The sequence below is a fragment of the uncultured Cocleimonas sp. genome (genome assembly GCF_947495625.1).
Lineage (GTDB): Bacteria > Pseudomonadota > Gammaproteobacteria > Thiotrichales > Thiotrichaceae > Cocleimonas.
The window spans coordinates 1-26,120 of sequence record NZ_CANLZW010000029.1; the positions used below are offsets into that span (position 1 = coordinate 1).

The window sequence follows — 26,120 nt, forward strand, 5'->3', positions numbered from 1 at the left end:
ACTGCGAAAAGGCTATAAGGTATGATAGTAAAAACAATGACTTGGTTGCTTAATTCAACGGCATTGGGGGGGTGACTAGATTAGTTGGTTTTTGATGATGAGGTTCTTTTGTAGACATAAAAAAGCCCACTAACAATTAATCGTTAGCAGGCTTCCTTCGATGGTATATCAATTACACTCTTATTAAGTGACTTGCAATAGCCATAACAATGACAAAAAGGGTGCTGGCAACCAGAGATTTAACAATTGGCGGTAACACTCCACAGTCATCATTATTTTTTAATGATGCTAGCCCTAATAAGTTTTTTAGTAAACACGTCATAGGATGCTCCCCTTCGTGATTTTTACAAAACTATTTATAAAGTATGTTTTTAACTATTAATTAAAAAATAATAGTTCGAGATTAAATGGCCGCTATTCCATATCTCGTGAAAACTATTATTAATTAATCAAAGTTATATGAATAGTAACATGAAGAAACTGAATGGTTCATTACTATTTAATTAAATTCTAATATTTGATATTTATCAAATCATTGTTTTTATTAGATTTATTTCAATTTTATTGAGCTAACTCTTGTCGTTTGAATCGTCGTCCTTTTTGGATTCGGCACGTTCCTTTGCCTTATCTTCAACGAATTCGTCAGCCATATCATCCGCTTCAATACGGTCTAATTCAGCTTCCATTTCTTCGTCAGAGAGTTCATCAAAATCCTCGACCACATCAGTACCGTAGAATCTCTCTGCTTCTTCTGAGTCGCTAATTTTCCCATTTTCTTCTGGAATATAATCTTCATCATATTCTTCACTGCTGAGGTCTTCGTCTTTGATCAGGTCTTCTGTCTTTTTAACATCATCTTCTATATCTGATGATGGGCTAGACATGTCGAATGCATCATCATCTGTGTATTCGTTATGACCTGTATCATTGTTATCTTCGTTGTTAATAGTGCGGTCAGAATCATCCTCTTCATAGGTATAGTCATCATCTTCCCAAAGTTTATCTGCGCTTATTGCAGCAGTGCCTGCAGCTGCTGAAGCTGCTGTTTTCTCAGCATCCATCTGTTCTTTGGCTTCACCGGCTTCTTTGATTCGAATATCAAAGAAACGGCTGAAAATAATACCTAATTCAAATAATAACCACATCGGAATAGCGAGCATGATCTGCGAAATAACGTCAGGTGGCGTAAGTAACATGCCAACAACAAAAGCACCAACGATCACATAAGGGCGTTTTGATTTTAAATCTTTAGCAGTAGTCATACCCGTGCTGATCAATAGAATTGTCGCTATTGGCATTTCAAAACCAAAACCAAATGCCATGAACATCATGATCGTAAAGTCGAGATATTGAGCTATATCTGGGCTAAAGACGGCTACTTCAGGGGCGAACTGCGGAATAATTTTAAACATCATCGGTAGCAGAATATAGTAAACAAACGCAATACCGAGATAAAAGAGGAAGATACTGGAAGCAATTAGTGGATAAATTAAGCGTTTTTCATGCTTGTACAAGCCGGGTGCTACAAATGACCATAATTGGTAAAACAAGTAGGGTAGGGCGATTAAAAAAGCCACCATCAAGGTTAGCTTCATTGGAATAAGGAATGGCGCTACAGGGCCAATGATTAACATTTCCTGGCCTTGATCAACCAGTGGAGCTGCTAGCCAGTTATAAATATTTTTAGCGAAGGGAAATAGACAAACAAAGGCAACAAAGATAACGATTACCGCTCTAAGTAAGCGATCTCGCATTTCGATCAGATGGGAGAGGAAACCACCTACAGCTGTTTCAGGTAGTTCTTTTGCTGGGGTATCGCTCATAGAGTTTATTTGTTATTTGCCGAGGAAGCTTTTTCTGCTTCGTTGATGCTATCGCCAAGCATTTCTGCGGCTTCATTTACTTCACTGGAAACTTCATTTCCAGTGCTTTTCATCATATCGCGTAATTCGCTGATTTCTTCTTTTTGTTGAGCCAGCATAGACTGCATTTCATCCGCGCGAATTTCTTTTTCGATATCTTCACGCGTATTAGCAATAAATGCTTTCATTTTACCCACGAATTTACCTGCTTTAGAAGCAAGACCGGGTAATCGCTCAGGGCCAACCACTAGCAGTGCAATCACGCCAATGACAAGCATTTCCAGAAAGCCAGAATCAAACATTAAAAACTACTCGAAAGGGGTTAGTCTAAAATTGTGAAAAACTTATGACTTAGTGGTGTCTTTAACTTTTGAAGTAGCGTCGATAACATCGTCAGCAGCATCTTCAATCGATTCTTTCTTGGCATTCACGCTATCTGCGCCACTTTTCATAGAGTCTTTGAAGTTTTTAACCGCTCCGCCTAAATCGCCACCTGCATTGCGTAGACGCTTTGTGCCGAAGATAACCACTACGATTACCAAGATAATTAATAGTGACCATGGGCTAATCCCGCCTAATCCAAATCCGTATAACATACTATTCCTCTCTTCTTTGATTCTTTAATGTACCGCTAACATCTCTAAATTAGAGACTTTTAATTTAATACTCTCTATCTGGTACGTTTACTGTCGACTTGCTTTTTCGACTAGACCAGATGTTCCAAATCGACGTTCTAATTCTTTTAAAACATCATCTGGATGTAAATTTTGTTGTGCTAATAATACTAGGGTATGAAACCATAAGTCAGCAACTTCGTAGACTATTTTATCCGGGCTTTTGCCATTTTCAGTATCTTTAGCAGCCATCACGACTTCAGTCGCTTCTTCGCCTACCTTTTTAAGAATCGCATCCAATCCTTTGTCGTACAATTTTGCTACGTATGAACTGTCAGGTTCAGCCGATTTGCGAGCCTCAAGAACATCTGCAACGTCTCTAAGCGTATTATTACTCATACTCTTATCCATAATATGTCCTTAAATGCGCATTTCAATGCCTTGATCCTGCATAAATTGTTTGGCTTCACCAACGGTGTATTCATTAAAGTGAAAAATACTTGCCGCTAAAACCGCATCAGCGCCAGCTATGGTCACGCCATCGGCTAAATGCTGAAGATTACCTACACCGCCAGAAGCGATAACAGGGATATTAACAGCATCTACAATCGCTTTTGTTAAAGGTAGGTTAAAACCTGACTTTGTGCCATCTTTATCCATGCTGGTTACAAGCAGTTCGCCAGCACCATAGTCTGCCATTTTTTTTGCCCATTCTACGGCATCAATTCCAGTATCATTACGACCACCGTGGGTGAATATATCCCACTTATCAGGTTCGCCTTCTTTGCTGACTTTTTTTGCATCAATCGCAACAACAATGCATTGAGAGCCATAGTATTCAGCGGCTTGTCTAACTAATTCTGGATTGTGAATAGCAGCGGTATTGATTGCTACTTTGTCCGCGCCTGCGTTGAGCATTGTGCGAACATCTTCCAGTTTGCGAATACCGCCGCCAACAGTCAGAGGTATAAACACTTCGGATGCAATCGCTTCAACCATGTGGACCGTAGTTTCACGATCATCAGAGCTTGCAGTTATGTCCAGAAAAGTAATTTCATCTGCGCCTTCACGATTATAGCGTGCGGCAACTTCAACTGGATCACCCGCATCGCGGATATCGACGAAGTTAACACCTTTCACAACGCGTCCATTATCAACGTCGAGACAAGGGATAATGCGTTTTGCTAATCCCATGTTATGCCATTCTCTCAGCAAATGTGTCTACGAACTCATGCGCTTTGGCAAGGTCGATCGTACCTTCGTAGATCGAACGACCAAGAATTGTGCCTGTGATACCCGAAGCTTCGACATTACACAGTGCGATAATATCGTCCATATTGGTTACACCACCAGAAGCGATAACAGGAATGTTAATGCTTTCAGCAAGTTCTTTCGTGGCTTCAACGTTGACGCCTGTCATCATGCCATCGCGTGAAATGTCGGTATAAACGATCGCCACTACACCGGCTTCTTCGAACTGTTTTGCAAGATCAATAGCTGAAACGGTAGAAACTTTATCCCAGCCATCTGTTGCTACCATGCCATTTTTAGCATCGATACCGACAATAATATGCCCAGGAAATTGCTTGCAAAGGTCTTTTACAAACTCAGGATCTTCAACCGCTTTGGTACCAATGATGCAGTAAGTGACTCCGGCATCAAGATAAGCTTGAACCGTTTTTGCATCACGAATGCCGCCACCGATTTGAATCGGTAGGTCAGGGAATTTCTTCGCAATTGCTTCGACAGCAGAATTGTTTACTGGAGCGCCATCAAATGCACCATTCAGATCAACCAAGTGTAAACGTTTTGCGCCAGCTTCAACCCAGCGCGTAGCTGTGTCAACAGGGCTATCAGAGAATACGGTGGTGTCTTCCATGCGGCCTTGTTTTAGGCGTACGCATTGCCCGTCTTTAAGATCAATCGCAGGTAGTAATAACATCTAAACGTTTCCATCCCATTGGGTAAAGTTTTTCAAAAGTTGTAATCCATCATCCGCGCTTTTTTCAGGGTGTGCCTGAATCGCAAAGACATTGTCTTTTGCAATAGCAGATGGATAGGTAATACCGTAATCGGTCTCACCAGCGATAATTGATTTATCTTCTGGCGCAATAAAGTAACTATGCACAAAGTAAAAACGAGAGTTTTCTTTGATGCCATTCCACAGTGGATGTTGTTGAGTATGCGAGACTTTATTCCAGCCCATTTGTGGGATTTTTAGTCGTTCACCATTCTCGTCAGTCGCGCCAATGTGGTCTTGAAAGTACAAAACTTTACCTTCATAAAGACCGATACAATCGACTCCGCCGCCTTCTGAACTATGCTCCATCAGCACTTGCATGCCCATGCAAACACCTAGAAAAGGTTTGCTTACAGCGACTTGTTTAACTACATCAACGAGTTCACGCTTGTGTAATTCACTCATGCAATCGCGAGCAGCACCCTGACCAGGGAATACGATGTGATCCGCTTTGTTGATAACATCGGGAGAAGATGTTATCTCAACCGTTTCATTGGTAACGTGTTGAAGGGCTTTGTGCACGGAGTGTAAATTGCCCATGCTGTAATCTATAACCGCAATCATCTTTTAAATCACCCACCTTGCTCTTTCTATCCACCCAATAACTGCGTTGTCGATGCTCGTTTGCGCTTGCAAACTCCGCGTCTTCGCCTTGCTCTTGAGTGAATATAAAGAGCAATTTGGGCAATTTAGTTTTAAATAAGACAACATTTGAAAAAGTTTATAGAGAACCTTTTGTTGATGGTATTGCGTTCGCAGAACGCTCATCTCTTTCAACAGCCATACGTAATGCGCGTCCAAATGCTTTGAATATAGTTTCAGCAATATGGTGTGCGTTACGACCGCGGATATTATCCAGATGTAAGCTGACTAAAGCGTGGTTTACAAAGCCTTGGAAAAACTCGTGGAATAGATCGGTATCGAAATTTCCTAGCATTGGGCGTTTGTAATCTACAGTGTCTTCCAAATGTGGACGACCAGAAAAATCAATCACTACGCGTGATAGTGACTCATCAAGTGGTACATAAGCGTGACCGTAACGACGGATGCCTTTTTTATCACCAATCGCTTTTGCAAAAGCCTGACCCAGTGAAATACCGATGTCTTCAACCGTATGATGCGCATCTATGTGCAGATCACCGTTTGCTTCGATTTCAATATCGATCATGCCGTGCAGCGCTATCTGGTGCATCATGTGTTCAAGGAAAGGTACTTCGGTTTTGAAGCGTGCTTTTCCCGTGCCGTCTAAATTTATATTGACGGTAATCTGTGTTTCAAAAGTATCACGTGTGATAGTGGCTGTACGTTCGGTCATGTTTATCATTTTCGGTTGTTTAGGTGGCGGATAATACCATATTGTGACGCGATGTAACCTGTAGAAATAGAAAGAAATAGGCCCCAAAGTAGGGGGGTGCCCTATAAAATAGTTTAAACAGTCAATGTTCTACTTGCTCGTTTAATGCGGTTTGTTCGCATAAAACTGAACTTTCACGTTAATATTGGCGCTAAATAGATACTGGGGATATTTTTTAATAATGCAATTATCCATGGCGTGTTTAAGTGTTTGTATTGTTTTTGCTTTTTCCTATGCGGTTTGAATATTAATAACGATGTTTTCGAATCAAACAATTAAAAAAAGCCCTATAAGTGGGGGGGGTGTAAAACTATGAATAGTTTAATCGTTAAATCTGTGTTGTTTGCAATGGCTCTTTTGATCCATCAATTTGCTGCGGCTAAATCCAATCTTGATTTGTTAAAAGTCCCTGCTGGTTTCAAGATAGAGTTATTTGAAAGTGATGTACCTAATGCGAGAACTATGGTTTTGGGTACTAATGGTACCTTGTTTGTGGGCACAAGAAACGAAGGTGTCGTTTATGCCATTAAGAATAATAAACGCTATATTATTGCTGAAGATCTAAACATGCCGAACGGTTTAGCGTTTCGCGACAAAGCACTCTACATAGGCGCTGTAGATAAACTATTTCGAATGGATGATATTGAAGCTCGATTAGATAACCCGCCGATTCCTACTTTAATTCGAGATGATTTACCTTCTGAAACACACCACGGTTGGAGATATATGGATTTCGGTCCGGATGGCCGCTTATATATGGCCATCGGTGCGCCGTGTAATGTGTGCTTGAAGAAAGATTATGCCGTGATTCGCAGTATGAACGCGGATGGAACGGATGAACGCGTAGAGGCGAGAGGTATTCGTAATACCGTAGGTTTTACCTGGCACCCCGTATCAAAAAAATTATGGTTGAGTGATAACGGCAGAGACATGATGGGCGATGATATTCCCCCTGATGAGATCAACCGTGTTGATGAATTTCAGGAGCATTTTGGTTTCCCTTACTGTCACGGTGGAACGATTGCAGATCCTGAATTCAACGATTTATCGTGTCGAGCTTTTACGCCACCAATTCAGGCACTGGGTGCACATGTGGCTCCATTGGGTATTGCTTTTTATACAGGCAAGCAATTTCCAAAAGCTTATAAAAACAGGTTGTTTGTCGCGGAACACGGTTCATGGAATCGCAGTAAAAAATCGGGCTACAAGGTCATGATGGCAACGATTACAGGTAGTGACGAAGATGAGATAATCACCAAATATGAGCCATTTGTAACAGGCTGGTTACAGGGGCAAAAAGCCTGGGGCAGACCTGCTTATGTGCTTGTGCTCAAAGATGGTTCCTTATTGATATCAGATGATAGGGGTGGCGCTATCTATCGCGTTTCATACACTCAATAAGTTTATGATTTGTAGTTTATTCGGGGCGTTTGATTGAAATGCTTAAGCTTCCTGATCTAACTGAGTCATCCAAGTCACCCCCATACTTATAGGCACTTTTTTATATTACTTTTCAGTGTGATTATGAATAGGGTCCCAGTCAGTAGGTTGTTCTTTCAGGATGGTTTCGGTTCTTTCCAGATAAACCCGATAAAGCGGATCGTTTGAGGTTTCATATAATTGGCGAAAGCCTGCATGGGCTGTTTCCCACTTTCCTGATAAATACTCAGCAAAGGTTTGCTCATGATTTTCTAGCTGGGATTTCTGTAGCTCTGTTAACTGACTGACCGTTTTCAGAGGTTCGTAGATTTTAATAGAATCCTGTTTGCCTTTTACCCTAACGTTATCTATATAGCGGAAAACAATATCAGGGCATTGTAGTTTAGTCTCTTCGCTGACTAAAATCCCAACGCCATAGTATTTGGTTAATCCTTCGAGGCGTGATCCTAAATTAACCGCATCTCCTAACACGGTATAAGCTCTTCGATAGTCGGACCCCATGTCTCCCACATTCATCTCGCCCGTGTGAATGCCAATGCCTGCAGCAATATTATTGATTCCCATTTCCTTAAATGTTTTCTGCATTTTTTTGATTTTCTGCTGCATTTCCATAGCCGCAATAACCGCTTTGGTAGCATGCTGAGGGTGGTAAATAGGAGCCCCCCAAAATGCCATCACCATATCACCCACGTATTTATCAATCGTGCCCTGGTTATTAAAGATGATTTCAGTAATAGGTGTCAGGTATTGATTGAGAAAAGTTTTCAATTGTCGTGTTGTTAACGGTTCTGACAGTGCGGTGAAGTCTCTGATATCAGAAAAAAGCACAGTCATTTCTCTTTTTTCGCCATCGGTATTTACCGCATGAGGGAACTCGATCAACTTATTGATGTGTTCTAGAGGCACATATTGGCCAAACATATCGTGAATGCGTCGCCGACCTTTGTTTTCTTTGATCAAATCGTAGATAACATGAATCGATGAAACCGCCATTACGGTGAGTAGAGGAATAATCAACGGTAAATTGATGTGATGAGAAGACCACATCCAGTAATTAAACCCAAACATGACGAAGACGAGTGCTGTGCCTGAAATAACTAAGCCCATGGGTTGTAGTAATGGATAAAACAGCGCCATGAATAAACTCAAGACAGCAAGCGTCATGACCGTTGCCCCAGCAGCCCAATCTGGCACATAAGCAATGTTTTCCGGATGTAATAAACCATGAAGAATATTTGCCTGAATTTCCACCCCCGGAAAGCTAGCTTGAACTGGAGTAGGGCGCAGATCTGACAAACCAACAGCAGATGTACCTACTAAAGCGATTGCATTTTCTAACTCGGGAAATGTTTTTTTGTTATGCAGGATCTCGCTTGCAGGGATATAGGGGAAATGTTTTTGTTTGCCTAGATAAGGGATGAGAATCTGCCCTTGAGCATCCGTTTTGATAACCATTTTTCCCATGCTTAAATGGGTGATCGTTTGGGCGCTTCCTACAAAATCAGTATGCAGTTTTATTTCATCTTCCAGCAAATAAATGCGTGCAGTTTCCAACGCTAAAGAAGGGTAAATCTGGTTGTTGTAGACAGCCACTACCGGGGCTCTTCGAATGGTTCCATCTCTATCAGGGGCAATGCTGAAAAAACCACTTCCGGCAGAATTGTTAGTAAACTCATTCAGGTTTGCGGTATACCCGAGCATGTGAATCGCCGTGAGTTTTTCCGTATTTTCAATGTCGCTTACTATGGCAGAACTAGCCAGTTTTCCCGATTGAGTCACCAGTTTTCTGTGAAATGGATAGCCTAAAACGACTTCCTTATCTTTAATGCTGTCGGCAAAAAAGCTATCCCCGTTGAGGTTGTTTTCTATCTTTAAATACCAGTCAGGTAGTTCTTCACCTGTTTGATTTAATGCAATCTTTACTTTCTCTAGAGGGTTTTGTTCTTTCTCTGATTGCACGACGTCCATTGCGATAACTGCAACATTGTTCTCATGCAGTTTATTGACCAGTGTGCCTATTTTTTTTCTTTCCCAGGGCCAACGCCCGTCTTTTTTTATGCTCGCTTCGTCAATGTCGATAATGATTATCGGCGGAAGTTCTGTTATTTCAATAGGAGTGCTGAGCTTTAGGCGGATGTCGTAGGGAATCGCTTCGAGTCTTTGTTGTATATCAATACTTGTTGGATCGTCGCTCAAATAAAAAAGAGCAGCAAGTATGGTTAAAACGATACCTGTAATGATGGGTAGTAGAGATTGTTTATGTTTACTAAACAGCTTATTACCCTCGAAAATTATATGACAAAGAAGTAGTTAACTAAATAATAGTGAATTAACCCTAAAATGTGAAAAATTACCCTTTTTTCTATTATCAACAGGTTAGCATCAGTAAGTCAGCGTGGAAAGCAGTTGCGTTTTTATGCTGCCAGTGTGATGGAAAACACTGAAATTACCAACAATTATAATTTGGACTATAGTTTATTGTGATGGAATATAACAAACGTATTGAGAGGGAGTTGTGAAAGGAATCTGTATTAGCTTCTCAAAAATGATTAAGCTGCTAATGCTATCGTTTGTTGTATCGCTATTGTCATCTTGCGGAGGCGGTGGCGGCTCTTCAACGTCTTCCTCTTCCTCTTCAAACACTATTCAACAGGCGACAAAGATAACAACCGGTGTCGCCCAAAAAGGCCCGTTCTCAATCAATACGCCAGTTGAAATATCGAGGCTGAATTCTGTCGGACAGCCGACAGGTGATACTATTTCTGCAAAGGTAAGCGCTAATAATGGTGAGTTTAGCTTCCAGCTTCCTGCAGAATGGGATACAGCTGCGCCAGTTAACCTTTATTTGAAAGCGAGAGGAAAAGTCTTTGATGAATCTTTAGGGATAGAGTTAGAAACGCCTATAACATTAACGGCAATCACTCAAAGCACCGATAATGAATCAAGCCTAAATTCAGTCAATATACTCACACACTGGCAAGCCCAGCGAACGCAGACACTCTTGGCAGAAGGTAAAGGTTTTAATCAATCACTCAAACAGGCAAATGATGAGCTTGTGAAGGTATTTGGAATAGATCGAATTCATTCTTTGGATTTTTCTAGCTCTGATGACGAAAGCAATAGCGCCATGTTGCTTTTATTATCAGGTGTATTAATGGAAGTTGCCCGGGCACATCAAGTTGAACCACAATCGATGATTGATCAGATAGGCGATGATTTTTCCAATGACGGAAACTTGTCTGCTGAAGGTGATCAGTGGTTCTTGCGCATGCAAGCAGCAATTAAAGATAACCCCATCGCCCATGCAAAAAAATACGCAAAGCGTTTACAGGAAAAGCAGGCTATCGATGTTGTATCTGTTAGTAGCTTGCCTCGCAACTTTCCATTGGCTTCTCGTCCTGTAGCAAATGTGCCCGCCGAATTATTTGCATCACCCGGCGAGACAATTGTTCTTGATGGTAGCGGTAGTCACGATAGCGGTAACATAATCAATTTCACCTGGTTTCGAGTCGATCAGCAAACGCAATACCCTGTTCCTGTCAGTGATAGATTTGACTCAAGTCCAACCATTACAGTACCAAGCGAGGCAGAAGTTTTAGCCGCGCCGAATCAAGAGATCGCATTGCTTTATGCTTTAGTCGTGACCGATGAGGCAAAACTAACGCATACAGGTGTTGTGAAAGTTATTGTTAAAAAAACGCCGATAGATAACACCCCCCCACTTGCAGAGCCTCAGCAATTAACAACAGATGAAGATGTGCCATTAAAAATCACATTAACGGGAAGTGATGAGGATGGCGATCCAATCGTATTTAATTTAAATACACCACTATCTACCGCTAACGGAATAATAGAACTAGACCCAGACTTGGGTTCTGCCTTGCCTAATGTAGTTTATACCTCAACCAAAGATTATTTTGGTTCTGATAGTTTTACGTTTTTGGTTAATGATGGATTTGAAAGCTCTAATGTTGCCACTGTAGATATTCAGATAACACCCGTTAATGATCCACCTGAAGCTGATGCAGATGAAGATCAAATCGTCGAAAGTTCACAAACAGTCTTACTTAACGGCTTAGGTAGCACAGATGTAGATGGAACGGTTGAAGCGTATTTATGGCAGCAACAACCGGGGGGCTCGGTAGTAAGCCTTAGTGATGTGTCTGATTCTAATCCTAGCTTTACAGCTCCAGCTGTTTCAAGTGTTTCTGAGACGCTTATATTTGACTTGGTAGTAACTGACAATGATGGGGCTGAGTCAGCAGTCGATACAGTCGAAATAACAATTAATCCATTAAATGAAGCGCCTATTGCGATAGCAGGTGATGATCAAGAAGTTTTTTCTGGGGATTTAGTTAATCTTAATGGCTCAGGCACGGATGTGGATGGTGATGTTGTTGGATTCCTTTGGGCTCAGAGTAGTGGCTCTGCCGTTAGTCTTAGCAATACAGGTATTGCGGCTCCTGGTTTTACCGCTCCTACAGTACAGAGTGCTCCAGAAATATTAATTTTTAATTTAATAGTGACTGATAATGATGGTGCAAAATCAGTAAGTGATTCTGTAGAAATTGTGGTAAACCCTCCCGGAAACAATATGCCTGTTGCTAATGCTGGTCTAGATCAAGCAATTGCTTCTGTAAGAACATCTTTTGGAAGCGGGTTTCAAGAAGCTACACTCCCAATAACACTTGATGGTTCAGGTAGTTCTGATCTTGAGGATCCAATATCGGATTTAAGATTTAATTGGACTCAGGTAAGTGGCCCGGTAGCGGTTGATCCAGATGATGACATTAAGCCTGTTTTTAATATTGTTGGAGGTTCGTCACAAGTTATTTCTGGGGACTATGTGTTTAAGTTGGAGGTTACCGATTCAGGTAACTTAGTTTCTGATCCTGATGAAATTACAATTACCGTAGGTCCAAATCAACCGCCTATAGCTGATGATTTGTTTATCCCCATAGATTTATCAGGTAATCCAACTTCAATTACTTTAGTTGGCAATGATCCCGATGGAAATAATGCAAATTTAACGTATGAGGTTCTGACTCAACCTATTACTGGTAATTTGACTGTTACTTATACTGATAATATCTTGGAATATCAACCCTACAGCATAAGTTCTCCTGAAATTGATAGCTTTACGTACAGAGTTGTAGATGAGCTAGGCTTAGGATCTAATGTAGCAACTGTTAATTTGACGGAGCCTAATACCCCTCCTACTGCAAACGCGGGCTATTTTAGTGGATCTGCAGTGGCACTAGTAACAGGTGATCCAAGTAACCCAGTGGGTTTTGAAGAAACATCGGTAATTACTTTAGATGGTTCGTATAGTTCTGACGCTGAAGATGCGAATACTGATCTGAGTTATCAATGGAGTCAAATGTCAGGGCCTATTACAATTCCCGTTGCGGATATTCCTCAAGTAATGGAGCCCTCATTCACTATTATTAATACTAATGTAAGTCAGTCTATCGTTGGTGAGTATGTGTTTCAATTAGTGGTCACTGATAGAGGTGGATTAATATCGGTTGCCGATCAAGTCTCATTTTTCATCTCTCTACCTAATCCAAGCGTTATTGCATTACCTGGTGAAGATAGAGATGAAATAGAGTTGACCACAGTCCAACTTTATGGATCTGGAAGTGCTCCTCAAGGATTAGATAATTCAACATTTGTATGGGAGTGGACACAAATTGATATTATCCCAGGTACTGAGATTGATTTAGTATTTGATCCAACTTATCAGCGATACACGCCAACTTTTATTGCCCCTGCAGTAACTGTACCTACTGAGATAAAATTACAATTAATTGTATTTGATAATGAATTCGGGTTTTCTGAGCCTGCTGTTGTAGTAATAACTATCTATCCAACAGGAACTATCCTTACAAATGTAAAACCAACAGCCGTAGATCAAAATGTTATAACCAATGCGAACGGATCACTTTCGAGTGTTTCGTTATTAGGGGATGACCCTGATGGCGATAATCGTGGTTTAACTTATAGGGTAATTGGCTTGTCAGATGATACAAGAGGAAGAATCAACTCTATTAGCTATTTAGATGTAATTGGTGTTAATCCAAGGGTTTTTTATGAGCCTTTTTATCCTGTACTCGAAAATACACTGACCTACGTTGCAATAGATCAAGATGGCGCTGAGTCAGATCCTGCAACGGTAATTTTCACACCGCTAACTTCTCCGCCTGGCAATACTGCTCCAGTAGCACAGAGTATTACGATAGATATTGATCCACCATTATCTTCAAGTAATAGTCGCTATATCCTGGATTTGTCAACATTGATTCAAGATGCTGATGGTGACGAGTATATTATAGATGTTATTAGCCAGGAAGATACGCAAGTCAATTTCACAGAATTTAGTGGAAATAGCTTGCGTATGGATAATAATTCTAGAACCTCAGCGGCCACAGGGAGTTATACATATCGAGCGATTGATATTTATGGAAACGCTTCAGCCCCTGCCACCATAACGATTAACTACAATGAATAAATATGAGAAATTTCAATAAATCTTTCAAATGGTTATTTTGTTTGGGCTTAATCTTGATTCAGTCGAGTTCAATAGCGACGAATAAATATGATGTGCTTGAAAAATTGGTAAAACAACAAAAGTATCAACAAGCATATCAACAAGCCATAAAAACCCGTTCTCAAAATGAAGGTGATCCTCGTTTTGATTACTTATATGGCTTATCTGCGATGCAAACTGGCCATTACAATGAAGCGGTATTTGCATTAGATCGAGTGACAGTCTCTTCGCCTAATGTCATTCGCCCGCGTTTGGAGTTAGCTCGCGCCTACTTAAGCCTTAACAACTCTTACGCGGCAAAAAAAGAATTCAATGATGTTTTGAATTTAAATCCACCGCCTGTTGTAAGAAAAAAAGTACAGGCTTATCTGGCAGAATTAGAGAAAAAAGGGGATAGAATCACACAGCACTCTGTCACTAAGAGCCTCGCATCATTGTCTTTTGGTTACGATGATAATATCAATTTTGGTTACGATAATGCTGAGATTGATCTTTCTGATTTTGGGGTGGTTACTTTGAATGATTCTTCGGTGAAGCAGGGCAGTGGTTTTGCGGAGGGAAAGTTTCAATTCAAACATCGCACCTTGAAGAATAAAGTGAAAAGTACGTTTTTTTCGGCGAATGCAACGCACCGAGAATACTTTAAAAATTCTGATTTCAATGTAACTGATTTGGATTTGCGTACGGGTATCACCTTTAACCATGCGAAAAAACAATATCAATTAGTGGGCAGAACGCGCCCTGTGATGCTAGGTGGGGAGTTGTATTCAAATACTATTGGTGTTGATGCTATTGCTCGAAAATCCATAGGCTCCTCTCAGGTAGGGAGCCTTAAACTGAGTATCGAAAAGTATGACAACAAAAAGGTTGCGCTCAGCGATAGAAGCAGAGCAATTGTTTCAGGCCGAATTGATAAACAAGTTGGTGACACGCAACATCAGTTGAATCTTTATTTGGGTAAGGAATGGCCAGACAAATCCGAAGGTAAACAATACAGCCGAAATATTAGTGGAATAGGGTATTGGGCGGTCAAAGAGTGGAATAAGAAAGATAGAACCTACCTGGGTCTCGATTATCGTCACTACAAACATCAGCAAGCTTATGCGATTTACGATAATAAACGCAGCGATGATCGATTCATCTTTAAAGTGGGTCATGAGCATCGGTTTAATGATGAACTCGCGTTTATTGCGCAGGCAAGACACATCAATAATCAAAGTAATCTGGATCTATACGATGCAAAAAGAAACGAAGTAAAAGTAGGTATTCGCTATGACTGGGATTAATAAAACAATTGTATTTTCTGTTTGTCTGATTGTTTTATCGGCATTCGCAAATACCAAGGTCATGGCGGCAGAAAAAGAAGCGGGTAAAACGCTCTTGACCCGTGGAGAAGTCATTGGGCAACGCGATGGGAAAAACATTACGTTAAAACGTCGTTCGAATATTTATGAGAAAGATGAAATTCGAGTGGGTAAAGATGGTCGCGCCCAGTTTAGAATGATTGATCAGGCCTTAATTTCTCTCCAGGAAAACTCAGTATTACAAATTAAAAAATACCAGTTTGTTGAAGGTGAGACTACCAACTCTGCGTTACTGGAACTGTTGTCGGGTGGTTTAAGAACCATCACCGGAGCCATTGGTAAAGGCAATAAAAAAGCCTATGAACTCAGAACTCCTCTGGCGACCATTGGTATTCGCGGCACGGATTATGAGGTAGAAATTGTCTCTAATGGTATGTATGTCGCCGTTTGGGAAGGCGTCATCCATTTGCGTGCTCGTTTGCGTAGTGGTTGCAATATATTATTGGGGCGTTCCAAGCCTTTCATGTTTATCTTTATTGATCGCTTGGGTAAATGTACCGGCTTAGATGAAGTTCCCGATGTATTTAGAGATGGACACAGCTCAAACATTAAAATACCTGCAGCTAATAATGTATTAGATGCGAATTACGTGACGGGTAAGGAGCTGTTGGCTAGACCTGTTCTATTGGATCCTAGCATTGAAGTGATAAGCAATAGTCAGCCGCCTGTTACACCTCCGGTTACTCCGCCTGTAACTCCACCCGTTGAGCCTCCGGTAACGCCGCCAACCACGCCACCAGTTATTCCGCCACCTGAAGTGACTTACGAGGTAAGTGCTTTTGCGATTGACCAAACGCGACCTTCAACAGAACTGGATGTTTCGGCATCAGAATTAAACACGGCAACACCAACTTTTAATGTGGGTTTGAATTTATTAGATAATGCAGCAGGAAGCGCCGTACAAAATTACGAGCAATCCGTTGGTGGTTATGCGGTTAGTTGGGGATATTGGGGAGAGTTTAATTCCACTTTGGCAAGTAGGAATGTCGATGATTCAAGCAATAGAGGTCTCCTCTGGGCAACTTATGAAGCAACTGACCCTGATGTCGTCAGTGCCAGAACCGGAACCTTCAATCGTTATGATAATGTCTCAAACAGTCTCTTAAGCGCTACAGCGGGAGACGCTAGTAATCTACAAGTGCAAATGGATGTGAATTTCGAATCGGGTGCTGTCAGTAATGGTGCACTATCGGCAAATACGCCCAATGAAACATGGGTTGCCGTATTTGATGGTCAGATTACCTCAGGAGATCTGGATCTTCAAATGAATGGTGCCAGCGTGATAGATTCAAATCCCAATACAGCAAGTCCACCGCGCGATGCGAGTGGTTTTATTGCTGGTGATTTTGTGGGTGAGAATGCAGAAGCCATACTCGGTGCATTTGGTTTGTCAGAAGATGCTGATCCCAGTAATAATATCGAAGGGTTATTTACAGTTGAAGAGCAATAAGTGAAGAACAATAAATGAAGTGCTATGGTAAAAACTGCCTAAAAGTAGGGGGGGTGACCTTTATAACTATTACTTACATTTATGGTTTATTTAACCATTGTCTAAATAGTAATCGAGTTCATCTAATTGGTTTTGATTGAAAACCCGGATATTGTTTTTCTCTAAGAGCGCTGTTGTGACTCCCATTCCAAGAATTAAATCCTTGTTGAAGGTGCCATCGTAAACCATGCTACTGCCGCATGAAGGGCTTCTTTCGGTGAGTATCGCCACTTTGCAATTGTTGGCTAAAGCTAGTTGTAATGCTTTATTAGCGCCGTCTATAAACATCTGTGTTACATCTTCACCATCTACTTGTAAAATTTTAGTTTTGCCATCAAGTACACTGTTTGCATCACCAAATTGAATCTCAGCAGGAAGACGTGGGGTTGGTAATCCGCCAGCAACTTCTGGACAAATGGCAACTAAGCGTTCTTCATCTCTCCATTTAGTCATTAAAGGATGGTCTAGCATTAAGTCAGCTCCATTGTAACGAACTGGTTTTCCAATGAGACAAGCGCTGATTAAAATATTCCCTTGAGAGATGTTTGTATTCCTTTTTTATTTTCCCTATGTAATAAATTTCAAATGAATTAACTAGGGATTTTTACGAATTTGTGTAACTACATCACGGCTAAATCGTGTGAGAGCTTCACTTTGAGCATTAACATACGCAGTATAGCCTGAGCCTTTTAGGGGAACTGTTATTAATGCACGTTTTACCAATAATTCTTTGTCATTTTTTAGTAGGCGCCAACGAGCATTAAGCGTAACGTTTTTATGCGTTGGGCTATTTATATCACCATCAAAACTCTCGATGTCGATACGCACCTGATAGTCTGGTTGAAAGGTAGATTTCCACGGATATTGTTCAATTTTTTCCGTTTTTAACAATACCGAAAGATTATCTGTAATAGCTTTGTTGAGTTCTTCTTTGTAAGAACCACCCCATTGATGGCTCTCTGACATGATGATTTCAGATTTGTTTTTTCGGCTAACTATTTGTGGACGATTGAGCAATCGAGGTATTTCAACTGGGCCAATACCGATGCTGATTTTATTAGCGCTTGCCGCAGCACTAGGTTTCATGGAAGACAGCGAATAAAAGTGTGTTCCTCCCAGATTGCCAGATGATGAATTGCTACTACAGCCAGAAAGTGCGCTGAAAATTAAGATAAAAACAGGTAGAGCTAAAATTTTAATCATGTTGATCTACTTTTTATTTGCCGTTTGCATAGTTCTTTGAATAGTTGTTTGGTTAATTATTTATTGATGACGAGACGCTTATTTGCCAAAAATAAGTGAATCGGGTTTACGTTGAAGTGTATCTGCCAATACTGAAAATGACTTAGACGCTTCGGTTAATTCATTAATTAATACTCGTAAACGATGTTGTAATACCGAGTCTTCACTCAAGGTAGACTTCAAGCCAGCATCCAGTGTGTTGCTGGTTCTATTGATGCTTTGCATGGTTTTGGCTGCACTCTGCTCAAGCTTATTGCCGACATTACTAAATGTTTTTAAGGTGTGGCCCGCATCTTTTTGCAGTTTATCAGTTGCCGATGAAATGGTGACGACAGCCTTTTGCGCATCTAACATTAATCGATTGATAGATTCGGTGGTCTTTTTTGCGCTTGTTAAGGTTTTGACTAACTCTTGAGAAAAGCCTTCTTTATCTAATTGACTGGTAATTCGATCTAAATTTGCAGTGGTATTAGCAAGTCCAGTGAGTGTCTTTTTGACGTCGTTTGAATTGATCAATGCTTTGATGCTGGCAAGTGTCTCTGTTAATTCTTCTGATATCTCCGTGGCATCAAAATTCATCAACGTGGATTGTGCCGCAGTGGTTGGGAATCTTGATGCTTTGCTTATGCTGGTAGGCATTAGAGAAAATTCATTTCTTCCTTTTTCGCCCGTTATTAGTCTGCTAGGTGGTATATCAAGTGAAATATATTGTGAGCCGGTTAATAAACTATCCACGACCAATTGCGCTTGAAGCCCTTCTTCAACAAGCTCTTTCAATTTTGCTTCGGCTTCTTTGGCATCTGCTTTGCGTGAAAATTTATCAATGCGCAATGAGACTTTTACCGCTGCTCTGATGTTGTCATTAGCCTCATCATGTTGCAGTGATATTTTTTCCACTCTACCTACTCTGACACCGCTATATTCGATATTTGAATCTTCTGTTAGGCCGTGTAATGAATCATCAAAATACATGGTGTAAAACAGTTTGTTATAAAGCTCAGTATTTTCCTGTGCAACTTTATAGGAGTCATAAAGAGTAAATGCAGTCTCGCCGCTAATCTCCTTACTAACGCCATCTTTAGGTGTTTCAAATGCAATGCCACCAATCAGTAGGGAAGTCATCGATTCCATTCTGGTTGATATCCCATTGGCAGAAATATCCACCTCGATGCCGCTGGCATTCCAGAAGCGCGTGTTGCTCTTGATTAGTTTGTCATACGGTTCGTGTACATAGATGAACACGTCAATACTTTCAGTATCTGAATTCAATCGATAACTGGTAACCTCACCAACATTGATTTTGTTGTAGTAAACAGGAGAGCCAATATCAAGCGAACCCAGATTTTCGGTACGCATCGCTATGCGTGTACCACTGGCGTCATTGGTGATAAATGGAGCGGTTGCAAGACCCAGATAACTATCAAGCGGTTCACTTTTTGCGCCGGGGTCGAGTCCAATATAAACACCAGAGAGTAATGTATCCAAACCGCTAACCCCTTGCAGTGTAATGCGCGGTTTCTTGACCCAGAATCTAGTATTGGTCCCCAGATTATCTGCCATTTCAGGGAAAATTTCGGCTGTCACTCTGACCTTGTTTAAGTCTTCTGTTAAGCGTAATTTTCTCACTTTGCCAACAACTACATCTTTATAGCGTATCGGTGTTTTCTTCTCTTCTATGCCGGCAGCTTCATCAAATGTGATATTAATAATGGTGCCGCGTTCGCTGTAATATTTGAAAATTAGCCAACCACCAATTAACGCTGCAGTTATAGGAATGATCCAGATTAAAGAAAAACGTGCTTTGGGATTAACCTGGGCGTATGGAAGATCATCGGTGTTAATTCCACTACCAGAATTAGATTCGGTTTGAGCCATGTTTATGGTTTTACCATCTGTTTGTTATCTTTATTGCTAACTGTTTTTTTACTACCCGATTTTGTTTCGGATTCTAAAACATCCCATATTAAACGTGGGTCAAAAGCGCGTGCTGCAAACATTGTTAAAATGACTACTGCAGCAAATGAAAGCGCACCTAAACCCGGCGTGACATTTGCGCTATTTCCAAACTGAACCAGTGTGACTAATATGCCAATCACAAACACATCGACCATCGACCATCTACCGACAAACTCGGTAATGCGGTACAAAACGGTTCGATCTTTGGGTTTCCAGCGAGCTTTCAAGTGAATGCTTATCATTAGCATCGTGAGTATAATTAATTTCAGTACCGGTATAAAGATACTTGCAACAAATATCAATAATGCCAATGGCCACATGCCGCCATCCATTAAATGTATCACTCCACTTATTATGGTATCTGGCTGGCCGTCACCCCACAAAGTGAAAGTCATTATTGGTAGTGTATTGGCGGGAATATATAAAATCAGCGCAGCGATTAATAACGCCCATGTACGATTGATGCTATTAGGTTTTCGCAAGTGGATATTCGACTTGCAGCAAGGGCAAACAAGTTCGACTTTTTTCAAATCTGCGTGCTTGGGTAATTTGCACAAGGTGCTACAAAAGTGGCAGGAGATAAAGCCTGCATCACGCGCTGTGATCTCTGTGTTTTTGATAGCTGACATTATTGCGTTATCTCATTTCTAAGCTTGCTCCAGACATCATGAGGATTAAGCGAATAACTCAGCAAGGTTAATGACAGAATCAATAAGCAAAAAGCGTAAAGAGACGTCCCAAAAACCACCTCGGCAACGTCACCCAGTTTTACCATTGCCACCAACAACGCAAGCATGAAAATTTCCAGCATGCCCCAGGTGTCAGTACTTCTCAAAAACCGAAATAACGGAGCGGTGTAATCGTTAAATTTATCCATTTTTACCTGCATCAATATAAAAATGGTTCCGAGTAATGTTGTTGCGGGAAAGATGACGGTAGTAAACAGTACGACAATACTTAGCAATGGCATATCTGCTTTGAATAACGATACCGATGTCGAAATTAATGTTTCATCCTGTGTGGTGCCAAGGGCTCTTAGTGATAGCAGTGGGAACATATTAGATATCACATAAAGAATCAGTCCCGTGATAGCAAAAGCCAGGCTTCTATCGACTGAGTTTTTCTGATTTTTGAACAAAAATGCATTACATCGAGGGCAGGTGGCTGATTGGCCAACACGCAATTGTGGTACCTGCAGGAATAAATCACAATCGTGACAGGCAATTTGAGTGATATTTACCGATGTGTGATTTGATTGATCCATGTGCGATATATTGACAGAAATTAATGCTAAAATCCTAATTCATTAAGGACTCAAAATTAGTCTCATTTTATATGCTACCACTGTTAAAAATATTAAATAAGAAAAAAGCCCAGTGGATGGAATCCTTTCATTTTCGTCTCGCTCGCCCTGATGCCTTATTACAACTTGCGGTATTAGGGCTAATATCTGGCTTGATCACAGGCGCAGTGATCGTTATTTTTCGTTTGTTGGTAGAAGAGACTCAAGATTATCTATTACCTGGAGATGGGCCCGAAAACTATGAGGCTTTAAGCACAGGGTTGCGTTTACTGTTTCCCATAGTTAGTGGTTTATTGCTAGCGTTGTTGTTTTATAAGGCATCAAATGGCCTTCGGGTATTAGGTGTGGCGCGCGTCATGGAACGCATGGCTTACCATCAAGGATATTTAACGGTTAGGGGCTTTATATTGCAATTTGTAGGTGCAGCTTTAGCCATTATCGGTGGACATTCGGTTGGTCGAGAAGGACCGCATATTTATCTTGGTGCAGCTTCTGGTAGTCTTTTTGGGCAAAGTCTCAATCTACCAAATAACAGTATTCGAACGTTAGTCGCCAGTGGTGCAGCGGCGGCAATCGCGGCATCATTTAATACGCCATTAGCGGGTGTCATTTTTGCGCTTGAAGTGATTATGATGGAATACACCTTGGTGAGTTTTATTCCGATTATGCTGGCTGCGGTTACAGCAACCGGGCTTTCAAATTTCATTTTGGGTAGCGAGCCAGCTTTTAGTATTCCTGATTTTAATTTTTCTTCCTTTGCTGAATTGCCGCTTATCATATTATTGGGCTTAATCGTTGGTGCTGGGGCTGCTTTTTATAATCAACTGATTGAGATCATCTCTGTAAAAACCAAGCACATAGAAATCTGGTGGAAGGTTATTGCAGCAGGTGTGTTTGTCGCAATTATTGGTTTATTTTATCCAGAAGTATTTGGTATTGGTTACGATACCGTTAACACCACGTTGTTAGGTGGGTATACCGTCACTGTATTGTTTGGCTTATTTTTTGCCAAGTTGCTAGCGACCAGTCTTTGTATCGGTTTAGGTGTTCCTGGTGGGATGATTGGCCCAGCCTTTTTTATCGGAGCAGCGCTCGGTGCAATTGTTGGATATTTAGCCTCTTATTTTTTTGGTTACGACGCGTCTGATATTGGCTTTTATGCCATCTTAGGCATGGGGGCGATGGTTGGCGCTAGCCTGCAAGCACCATTGGCTGCACTGACTGCGATTATGGAACTTACCTATAACCCCGGAATTATCATGCCCGGCATGTTGACTATAGTAATAGCACAACTCACCGCGAGCGAAGTATTCAACAAGCAATCACTTTTCATCAGCATGATGAGAAACAACGGTATGGATTACGATATCAACCCTGTTTTACAAGTACTTAGGGGAATAGGGGTTGCGAGTGTTCTTGACAATAAATTCACTAGGCTGTCTCCATCAACTAATATGGCGGCTGCTAAAAAAATGATAACTACAGATGCCAAAGTGAATTGGATACTGATCAATAATGGCGAAGGTGAATTGAAAACCATGTTGCCGATTGCAGAGTTAGCTAAATATATCCAAACTGAACAATCAGAAAAAATGGATGATGAAGCGTCAGAAAGTACTGATATAGAAAACCTTGAAGAGCAGGACGTTAATTTAATCGAAATTCCGGCTAATCGTCTTCAACTCAGCCCCATATCATTGCAGGCAAATTTACAGCAAGCACATGAGAAATTTGTGCAAGGCGCTGAAGCTTTGTATGTGGTTTTTAATGAAGAGGAGGCGGATAAAAATTCTCGAGTCTACGGAATTATCACTAAATCGATGGTGGATGACTCCTATAAGCTTTGATATCCTACCGATTCTTTCTTTTCAGGGGCTTTAACTAGACACCCAACTCCAAACGCTCTATCCTTTCGCCCTGCGTTAGGTGTCCAGATGCATTAGCAAATGGATTAAACGGGAAGCTGGTGAATGATTTAGGTAGTAATTTTGCTACTTAAACATAATTCCAGAGCTGCCCCCGCAACGGTAATTGAATAGACGTAAAATGACACCCCCCACCTTTTAGGGTGTTTTTTAATTAGTGCTTTCACATCCACTGTGCAATTTTGAATGCATGGGAAGGAGAATACACTAATTTGGCATTTGCCAATATTCATAAGCCCGGAGACCGGCCTACGCGAAAACGACAACGAAATCGTAATGATTTCTCGTTGCTCACTTTTTAAACAGCACGGCGGGTGCTGAAACAATAGGTCATACAATGAAATATCCCCTTTTAGCTACAAAAGTAGCTCCTCTTTCTGTGCTTGCGATTTCACTTGCGTCTTTACAGTCTCCGGTTTTTGCAGATGAAGCGGTTCAGCTCAACGACGAAGGTGAATTGGAATTATCCATAACAGCCAATAGACGATTACAAAAAACCAATGAAACGCTAGCACCAGTGAGTGTTATCACCCGAAAAAATATCGATGAGATTCAAGCTCAAAGCATTATTGATGTTCTTCGTTTGCAAAATGGTGTTGATATTTCACGCAGCGGCGGTGAAGGGTCACAGACCAGTGTGTTTCTTCGTGGTTCGAACAGCAATCAAAGTTTGGTGTTAGTTGATGGCGTGCGAGTATCTTCAGTAACTGCCGGTTCTTTTGATTGGAGTGCATTACCTACCGAGCAAATCGAGCGCATCGAAATTGTTCGTGGTGCAAGAACAGCTCTTTATGGTTCTGACGCTATAGCAGGTGTCATTCAGGTTTTTACACGTAAAAATGGCGGTCCTTATGCGTCAGTTTCTTTGGGTGAATTTGGCACCAAACGCGGTAGCGCTGGCTTTTCTAAAAGCCTGGGTAAAAATGGCAATTCAAAATTATCACTAAATGTTGCCGCAGAAAACTCGGATGGCTTCTCGTCAACAAATAGTAATGCTGGTGAATTTAGTTTTAACCCTGATGATGACGGATATAAAAAGCGCAGTGTTACAGGAGCATTCTCGCACGACTTTAGTGATACCACTAAAGTGGGAATCAATATTCTTTCAAGTAATAACAAGAATGATTTTGATCAGGGCAAAAGTGAAACTGATCTTCAAACGATCAGCGCTTTTTTTCAATCTAATATAAATGAAAAATGGTCGCAAAAACTAAGTGTCAGCCGCAGTGAAAATAATCTAGAGAGTATTTCCTCTTTTGGTGCTTCTACGTTTGATACTGAGCGTGAAGAATTAGATTGGCAAAATAATCTTAATCTGTCAGACAAAACGGCATTGGTTTTAGGAGCAAATTACCGAAAAGATCAAGGTAAAACCAATGACTTTGATGACGATATTTCTAATAAAGCGCTTTATGCCAACTTAAATAGTGGCGTAGGTAAATTCACCTTTGAACTAGCGGGTCGTTACGATGATCATAGTCTGGCAGGTAGTGAATTCACTAATCAGTTAGCAGCTGGATTCGCTTTAACACCTAAAACAACGGCTTATGCAAGTTACGGAACCGCATTTACCGCACCAAGTATCAACGATTTATACTACCCGGGCTTTTTTGGTAGCTATGCAGGTAATCCTGATTTAGAAGCGGAAACATCAAAAACGTTTGAGATCGGCCTGAAATCAGAATTAGCTAAAAATCATAAATTCGAAGCCAGCATGTTCCGCACCAAAGTAGAGAATATGATTGGTTTCACGGGTGAAAATAATCAGGCAAGCAATACTGAGAAAGTACTTCTCAAAGGTGTTGAGTTAAGTTATGCAGGCAGTGCGAACAAGTTTGATTGGGGTCTAGGTGCTTCGATTCTTCGCGCGACAAATGACCTAACTAACGAACGTTTAGTGCGTCGTCCTAATAACAAATTCACCGCTAAATTAGGTTATGCGATGACAAGTAGAACGCGTTTAGGGGCAGATCTTATCTCTTCTAGTTCACGTCAGGATGATGATTTCAGTAGTTTTCCGTCAACACGCGTAAAGCTTGATTCATATACCTTATTGAATCTTACGTTAAATCAGAAAATCAATAAGCACATGAAAGTAGGCGTACGAGTTGAAAATGTAACGGATGAAGATTACCAACTAGCAAGTGGCTTTAATACCCCCGGTAGAGCAGCCTATCTAACACTGAGTTATCAATAATTGATAAATATCAGTCGCGTATTTAACTGATCTGGATAACTGGGTTATACTATAATCACTAAATATATTTTGTATGGCTTTTAAATAAGCTTATTAAACTGGAATAAATATGAATACAGCAAAGAATAGCATTTCGACCAAAACACAATTAATCATTGGCGGCGTTTTACTCGCACTGATGGTTGTTACTCGTGGTAATTTATTTAGCCACATGGCTGACGCATCTTGGGCGATCTTCTTCATGGTAGGTTTTTATCTACGTGGTGATTCACTCAAAAAATTAGCTTTTCCTTTATTCTTTCTGGCAGCGTTTGTGATTGATTTAATCGTTATAGATGCACAAGGTGGCGTACATTACTGCTTCACACCGTCGTATCCATTTTTGATTCCTGCTTATGCAGCAATGTGGTTTGCCGGCAGTTGGTTTGCGAATAAATATCAAGAGAATGCACGTGGTCTAGCGACATTTGTAGCTTCAGCTACAGCAGGCGTTGCGGTATGTTTCTTAATCTCTAATGCTGGTTTTTACCTGTTCGCAGGTAAATTCGAAGAGATGAGTGTTGCACAATATGCTTCAAGCGTGGCGCAGTACTTACCGGGTTACATGAAAACAACAGCAATCTACTTAGGCTTTGCTGCTATAGTTCACTTGCTTATTACTCACAGCCCTGCTGCGAATAAAGAACAAGCGCATTCATAATTTGTGACAGCATTAAATGTTAAAAGCTATTGAAATGTTATAAGTTGTTGAAACAATGTTTAATATCTTTTAAGTTAAGAATCCAGACTATATGTCTGGATTTT

The 26,120-nt window shown here is 40.8% G+C and carries 22 protein-coding genes and 1 riboswitch; of the genes, 7 read left to right on the forward strand and 15 right to left on the reverse strand.

Going from position 1 to position 26,120, the window contains the following annotated elements; all coding sequences use genetic code 11:
- Positions 1–172: 172 nt before the first annotated feature.
- The 9 genes from Q1A31_RS15280 to hisB form a co-directional block, all read right to left on the reverse strand.
- A complete protein-coding gene (locus Q1A31_RS15280) occupies positions 173–322 on the reverse strand; it encodes a hypothetical protein (protein ID WP_299878585.1) in 150 nt (49 codons plus the stop codon).
- Positions 323–569: 247 nt separating this feature from the next.
- The gene (tatC, locus tag Q1A31_RS15285) at positions 570–1,823 is read right to left on the reverse strand and encodes a twin-arginine translocase subunit TatC (RefSeq protein ID WP_299878588.1); all 1,254 of its coding nucleotides are present in this window, start codon (positions 1,821–1,823) and stop codon (positions 570–572) included.
- Positions 1,824–1,828: 5 nt separating this feature from the next.
- Positions 1,829–2,164, reverse strand: coding sequence for a Sec-independent protein translocase protein TatB (tatB, locus tag Q1A31_RS15290; protein WP_299878591.1), 336 nt, complete (start codon positions 2,162–2,164; stop codon positions 1,829–1,831).
- 42 nt (positions 2,165–2,206) lie between these two features.
- Positions 2,207–2,458: a Sec-independent protein translocase subunit TatA gene (gene tatA / locus Q1A31_RS15295; protein ID WP_131904279.1), complete on the reverse strand. Its 252-nt coding sequence runs from the start codon at positions 2,456–2,458 to the stop codon at positions 2,207–2,209.
- An 87-nt stretch (positions 2,459–2,545) separates the two neighbouring features.
- A complete protein-coding gene (locus Q1A31_RS15300) occupies positions 2,546–2,875 on the reverse strand; it encodes a phosphoribosyl-ATP diphosphatase (RefSeq protein WP_131905036.1) in 330 nt (109 codons plus the stop codon).
- Positions 2,876–2,896: 21 nt separating this feature from the next.
- Complete coding sequence (gene hisF / locus Q1A31_RS15305; RefSeq protein WP_299878598.1) at positions 2,897–3,670, reverse strand: imidazole glycerol phosphate synthase subunit HisF; 774 nt, start codon at positions 3,668–3,670, stop codon at positions 2,897–2,899.
- Position 3,671: 1 nt separating this feature from the next.
- Positions 3,672–4,418, reverse strand: a complete 747-nt coding sequence (gene hisA / locus Q1A31_RS15310; RefSeq protein WP_299878601.1) for a 1-(5-phosphoribosyl)-5-[(5-phosphoribosylamino)methylideneamino]imidazole-4-carboxamide isomerase — start codon at positions 4,416–4,418, stop codon at positions 3,672–3,674.
- Positions 4,419–5,060, reverse strand: a complete 642-nt coding sequence (hisH, locus tag Q1A31_RS15315; RefSeq protein ID WP_299878603.1) for an imidazole glycerol phosphate synthase subunit HisH — start codon at positions 5,058–5,060, stop codon at positions 4,419–4,421.
- Between the two features lie 157 nt (positions 5,061–5,217).
- Positions 5,218–5,811, reverse strand: coding sequence for an imidazoleglycerol-phosphate dehydratase HisB (gene hisB / locus Q1A31_RS15320; protein ID WP_131904275.1), 594 nt, complete (start codon positions 5,809–5,811; stop codon positions 5,218–5,220).
- A 351-nt stretch (positions 5,812–6,162) separates the two neighbouring features.
- Here hisB and Q1A31_RS15325 point away from each other — a divergent pair, with 351 nt between their 5' ends.
- A complete protein-coding gene (locus Q1A31_RS15325) occupies positions 6,163–7,251 on the forward strand; it encodes a sorbosone dehydrogenase family protein (RefSeq protein ID WP_299878608.1) in 1,089 nt (362 codons plus the stop codon).
- A gap of 105 nt (positions 7,252–7,356) precedes the next feature.
- Here the strand turns inward: Q1A31_RS15325 and Q1A31_RS15330 are convergent, their stop codons facing one another.
- Positions 7,357–9,585, reverse strand: a complete 2,229-nt coding sequence (locus Q1A31_RS15330; RefSeq protein WP_366943034.1) for an adenylate/guanylate cyclase domain-containing protein — start codon at positions 9,583–9,585, stop codon at positions 7,357–7,359.
- A 250-nt stretch (positions 9,586–9,835) separates the two neighbouring features.
- Between Q1A31_RS15330 and Q1A31_RS15335 the strand changes: the two genes are divergently transcribed.
- The 3 genes from Q1A31_RS15335 to Q1A31_RS15345 are packed head-to-tail and all read left to right on the forward strand — an operon-like array spanning position 9,836 to position 16,654.
- On the forward strand, positions 9,836–13,801 hold the full coding sequence (locus Q1A31_RS15335; RefSeq protein ID WP_299878614.1) for an Ig-like domain-containing protein: 3,966 nt from the start codon (positions 9,836–9,838) through the stop codon (positions 13,799–13,801).
- 2 nt (positions 13,802–13,803) lie between these two features.
- Positions 13,804–15,126, forward strand: a complete 1,323-nt coding sequence (locus Q1A31_RS15340; protein WP_299878617.1) for a hypothetical protein — start codon at positions 13,804–13,806, stop codon at positions 15,124–15,126.
- A complete protein-coding gene (locus Q1A31_RS15345) occupies positions 15,113–16,654 on the forward strand; it encodes a FecR family protein (protein WP_299878619.1) in 1,542 nt (513 codons plus the stop codon). Before Q1A31_RS15340 ends, Q1A31_RS15345 begins: the two co-directional genes overlap by 14 nt.
- Positions 16,655–16,744: 90 nt before the next feature.
- Here the strand turns inward: Q1A31_RS15345 and Q1A31_RS15350 are convergent, their stop codons facing one another.
- The 5 genes from Q1A31_RS15350 to Q1A31_RS15370 form a co-directional block, all read right to left on the reverse strand.
- Positions 16,745–17,236: a DUF523 domain-containing protein gene (locus Q1A31_RS15350; RefSeq protein WP_366943035.1), complete on the reverse strand. Its 492-nt coding sequence runs from the start codon at positions 17,234–17,236 to the stop codon at positions 16,745–16,747.
- 51 nt (positions 17,237–17,287) lie between these two features.
- The gene (locus tag Q1A31_RS15355; protein ID WP_299878622.1) at positions 17,288–17,896 is read right to left on the reverse strand and encodes a membrane integrity-associated transporter subunit PqiC; all 609 of its coding nucleotides are present in this window, start codon (positions 17,894–17,896) and stop codon (positions 17,288–17,290) included.
- Between the two features lie 78 nt (positions 17,897–17,974).
- Complete coding sequence (locus Q1A31_RS15360) at positions 17,975–19,810, reverse strand: intermembrane transport protein PqiB (RefSeq protein ID WP_299878625.1); 1,836 nt, start codon at positions 19,808–19,810, stop codon at positions 17,975–17,977.
- Positions 19,811–19,812: 2 nt separating this feature from the next.
- A complete protein-coding gene (locus Q1A31_RS15365) occupies positions 19,813–20,520 on the reverse strand; it encodes a paraquat-inducible protein A (protein WP_299878628.1) in 708 nt (235 codons plus the stop codon).
- Entirely contained in the window at positions 20,520–21,155 is a 636-nt protein-coding gene (locus tag Q1A31_RS15370; RefSeq protein WP_299878631.1) for a paraquat-inducible protein A, read from the reverse strand. Before Q1A31_RS15370 ends, Q1A31_RS15365 begins: the two co-directional genes overlap by 1 nt.
- A 116-nt stretch (positions 21,156–21,271) precedes the next feature.
- Between Q1A31_RS15370 and Q1A31_RS15375 the strand changes: the two genes are divergently transcribed.
- The 3 genes from Q1A31_RS15375 to Q1A31_RS15385 all read left to right on the forward strand — a co-directional run bounded on the left by Q1A31_RS15375 (position 21,272) and on the right by Q1A31_RS15385 (position 26,016).
- Complete coding sequence (locus Q1A31_RS15375) at positions 21,272–23,041, forward strand: chloride channel protein (protein WP_299878634.1); 1,770 nt, start codon at positions 21,272–21,274, stop codon at positions 23,039–23,041.
- A 60-nt stretch (positions 23,042–23,101) separates the two neighbouring features.
- A riboswitch (cobalamin riboswitch) is annotated at positions 23,102–23,387 on the forward strand.
- Between the two features lie 69 nt (positions 23,388–23,456).
- Positions 23,457–25,316, forward strand: coding sequence for a TonB-dependent receptor (locus tag Q1A31_RS15380; RefSeq protein WP_299878637.1), 1,860 nt, complete (start codon positions 23,457–23,459; stop codon positions 25,314–25,316).
- Between the two features lie 109 nt (positions 25,317–25,425).
- On the forward strand, positions 25,426–26,016 hold the full coding sequence (locus Q1A31_RS15385) for a hypothetical protein (protein ID WP_299878640.1): 591 nt from the start codon (positions 25,426–25,428) through the stop codon (positions 26,014–26,016).
- Positions 26,017–26,120: the final 104 nt, after the last annotated feature.

What these genes read in the sequence shown, in the direction of transcription:
- Q1A31_RS15280 (WP_299878585.1), bottom strand. Translation starts at nt 322, where the DNA reads ATGACGTGTTTACTAAAAAACTTATTAGGGCTAGCATCATTAAAAAAT.
- tatC (WP_299878588.1), bottom strand. Translation starts at nt 1,823, where the DNA reads ATGAGCGATACCCCAGCAAAAGAACTACCTGAAACAGCTGTAGGTGGT.
- tatB (WP_299878591.1), bottom strand. Translation starts at nt 2,164, where the DNA reads ATGTTTGATTCTGGCTTTCTGGAAATGCTTGTCATTGGCGTGATTGCA.
- tatA (WP_131904279.1), bottom strand. Translation starts at nt 2,458, where the DNA reads ATGTTATACGGATTTGGATTAGGCGGGATTAGCCCATGGTCACTATTA.
- Q1A31_RS15300 (WP_131905036.1), bottom strand. Translation starts at nt 2,875, where the DNA reads ATGAGTAATAATACGCTTAGAGACGTTGCAGATGTTCTTGAGGCTCGC.
- hisF (WP_299878598.1), bottom strand. Translation starts at nt 3,670, where the DNA reads ATGGGATTAGCAAAACGCATTATCCCTTGTCTCGACGTTGATAATGGA.
- hisA (WP_299878601.1), bottom strand. Translation starts at nt 4,418, where the DNA reads ATGTTATTACTACCTGCGATTGATCTTAAAGACGGGCAATGCGTACGC.
- hisH (WP_299878603.1), bottom strand. Translation starts at nt 5,060, where the DNA reads ATGATTGCGGTTATAGATTACAGCATGGGCAATTTACACTCCGTGCAC.
- hisB (WP_131904275.1), bottom strand. Translation starts at nt 5,811, where the DNA reads ATGACCGAACGTACAGCCACTATCACACGTGATACTTTTGAAACACAG.
- Q1A31_RS15325 (WP_299878608.1), top strand. Translation starts at nt 6,163, where the DNA reads ATGAATAGTTTAATCGTTAAATCTGTGTTGTTTGCAATGGCTCTTTTG.
- Q1A31_RS15335 (WP_299878614.1), top strand. Translation starts at nt 9,836, where the DNA reads ATGATTAAGCTGCTAATGCTATCGTTTGTTGTATCGCTATTGTCATCT.
- Q1A31_RS15340 (WP_299878617.1), top strand. Translation starts at nt 13,804, where the DNA reads ATGAGAAATTTCAATAAATCTTTCAAATGGTTATTTTGTTTGGGCTTA.
- Q1A31_RS15345 (WP_299878619.1), top strand. Translation starts at nt 15,113, where the DNA reads ATGACTGGGATTAATAAAACAATTGTATTTTCTGTTTGTCTGATTGTT.
- Q1A31_RS15355 (WP_299878622.1), bottom strand. Translation starts at nt 17,896, where the DNA reads ATGATTAAAATTTTAGCTCTACCTGTTTTTATCTTAATTTTCAGCGCA.
- Q1A31_RS15360 (WP_299878625.1), bottom strand. Translation starts at nt 19,810, where the DNA reads ATGGCTCAAACCGAATCTAATTCTGGTAGTGGAATTAACACCGATGAT.
- Q1A31_RS15365 (WP_299878628.1), bottom strand. Translation starts at nt 20,520, where the DNA reads ATGTCAGCTATCAAAAACACAGAGATCACAGCGCGTGATGCAGGCTTT.
- Q1A31_RS15370 (WP_299878631.1), bottom strand. Translation starts at nt 21,155, where the DNA reads ATGGATCAATCAAATCACACATCGGTAAATATCACTCAAATTGCCTGT.
- Q1A31_RS15375 (WP_299878634.1), top strand. Translation starts at nt 21,272, where the DNA reads ATGGAATCCTTTCATTTTCGTCTCGCTCGCCCTGATGCCTTATTACAA.
- Q1A31_RS15380 (WP_299878637.1), top strand. Translation starts at nt 23,457, where the DNA reads ATGAAATATCCCCTTTTAGCTACAAAAGTAGCTCCTCTTTCTGTGCTT.
- Q1A31_RS15385 (WP_299878640.1), top strand. Translation starts at nt 25,426, where the DNA reads ATGAATACAGCAAAGAATAGCATTTCGACCAAAACACAATTAATCATT.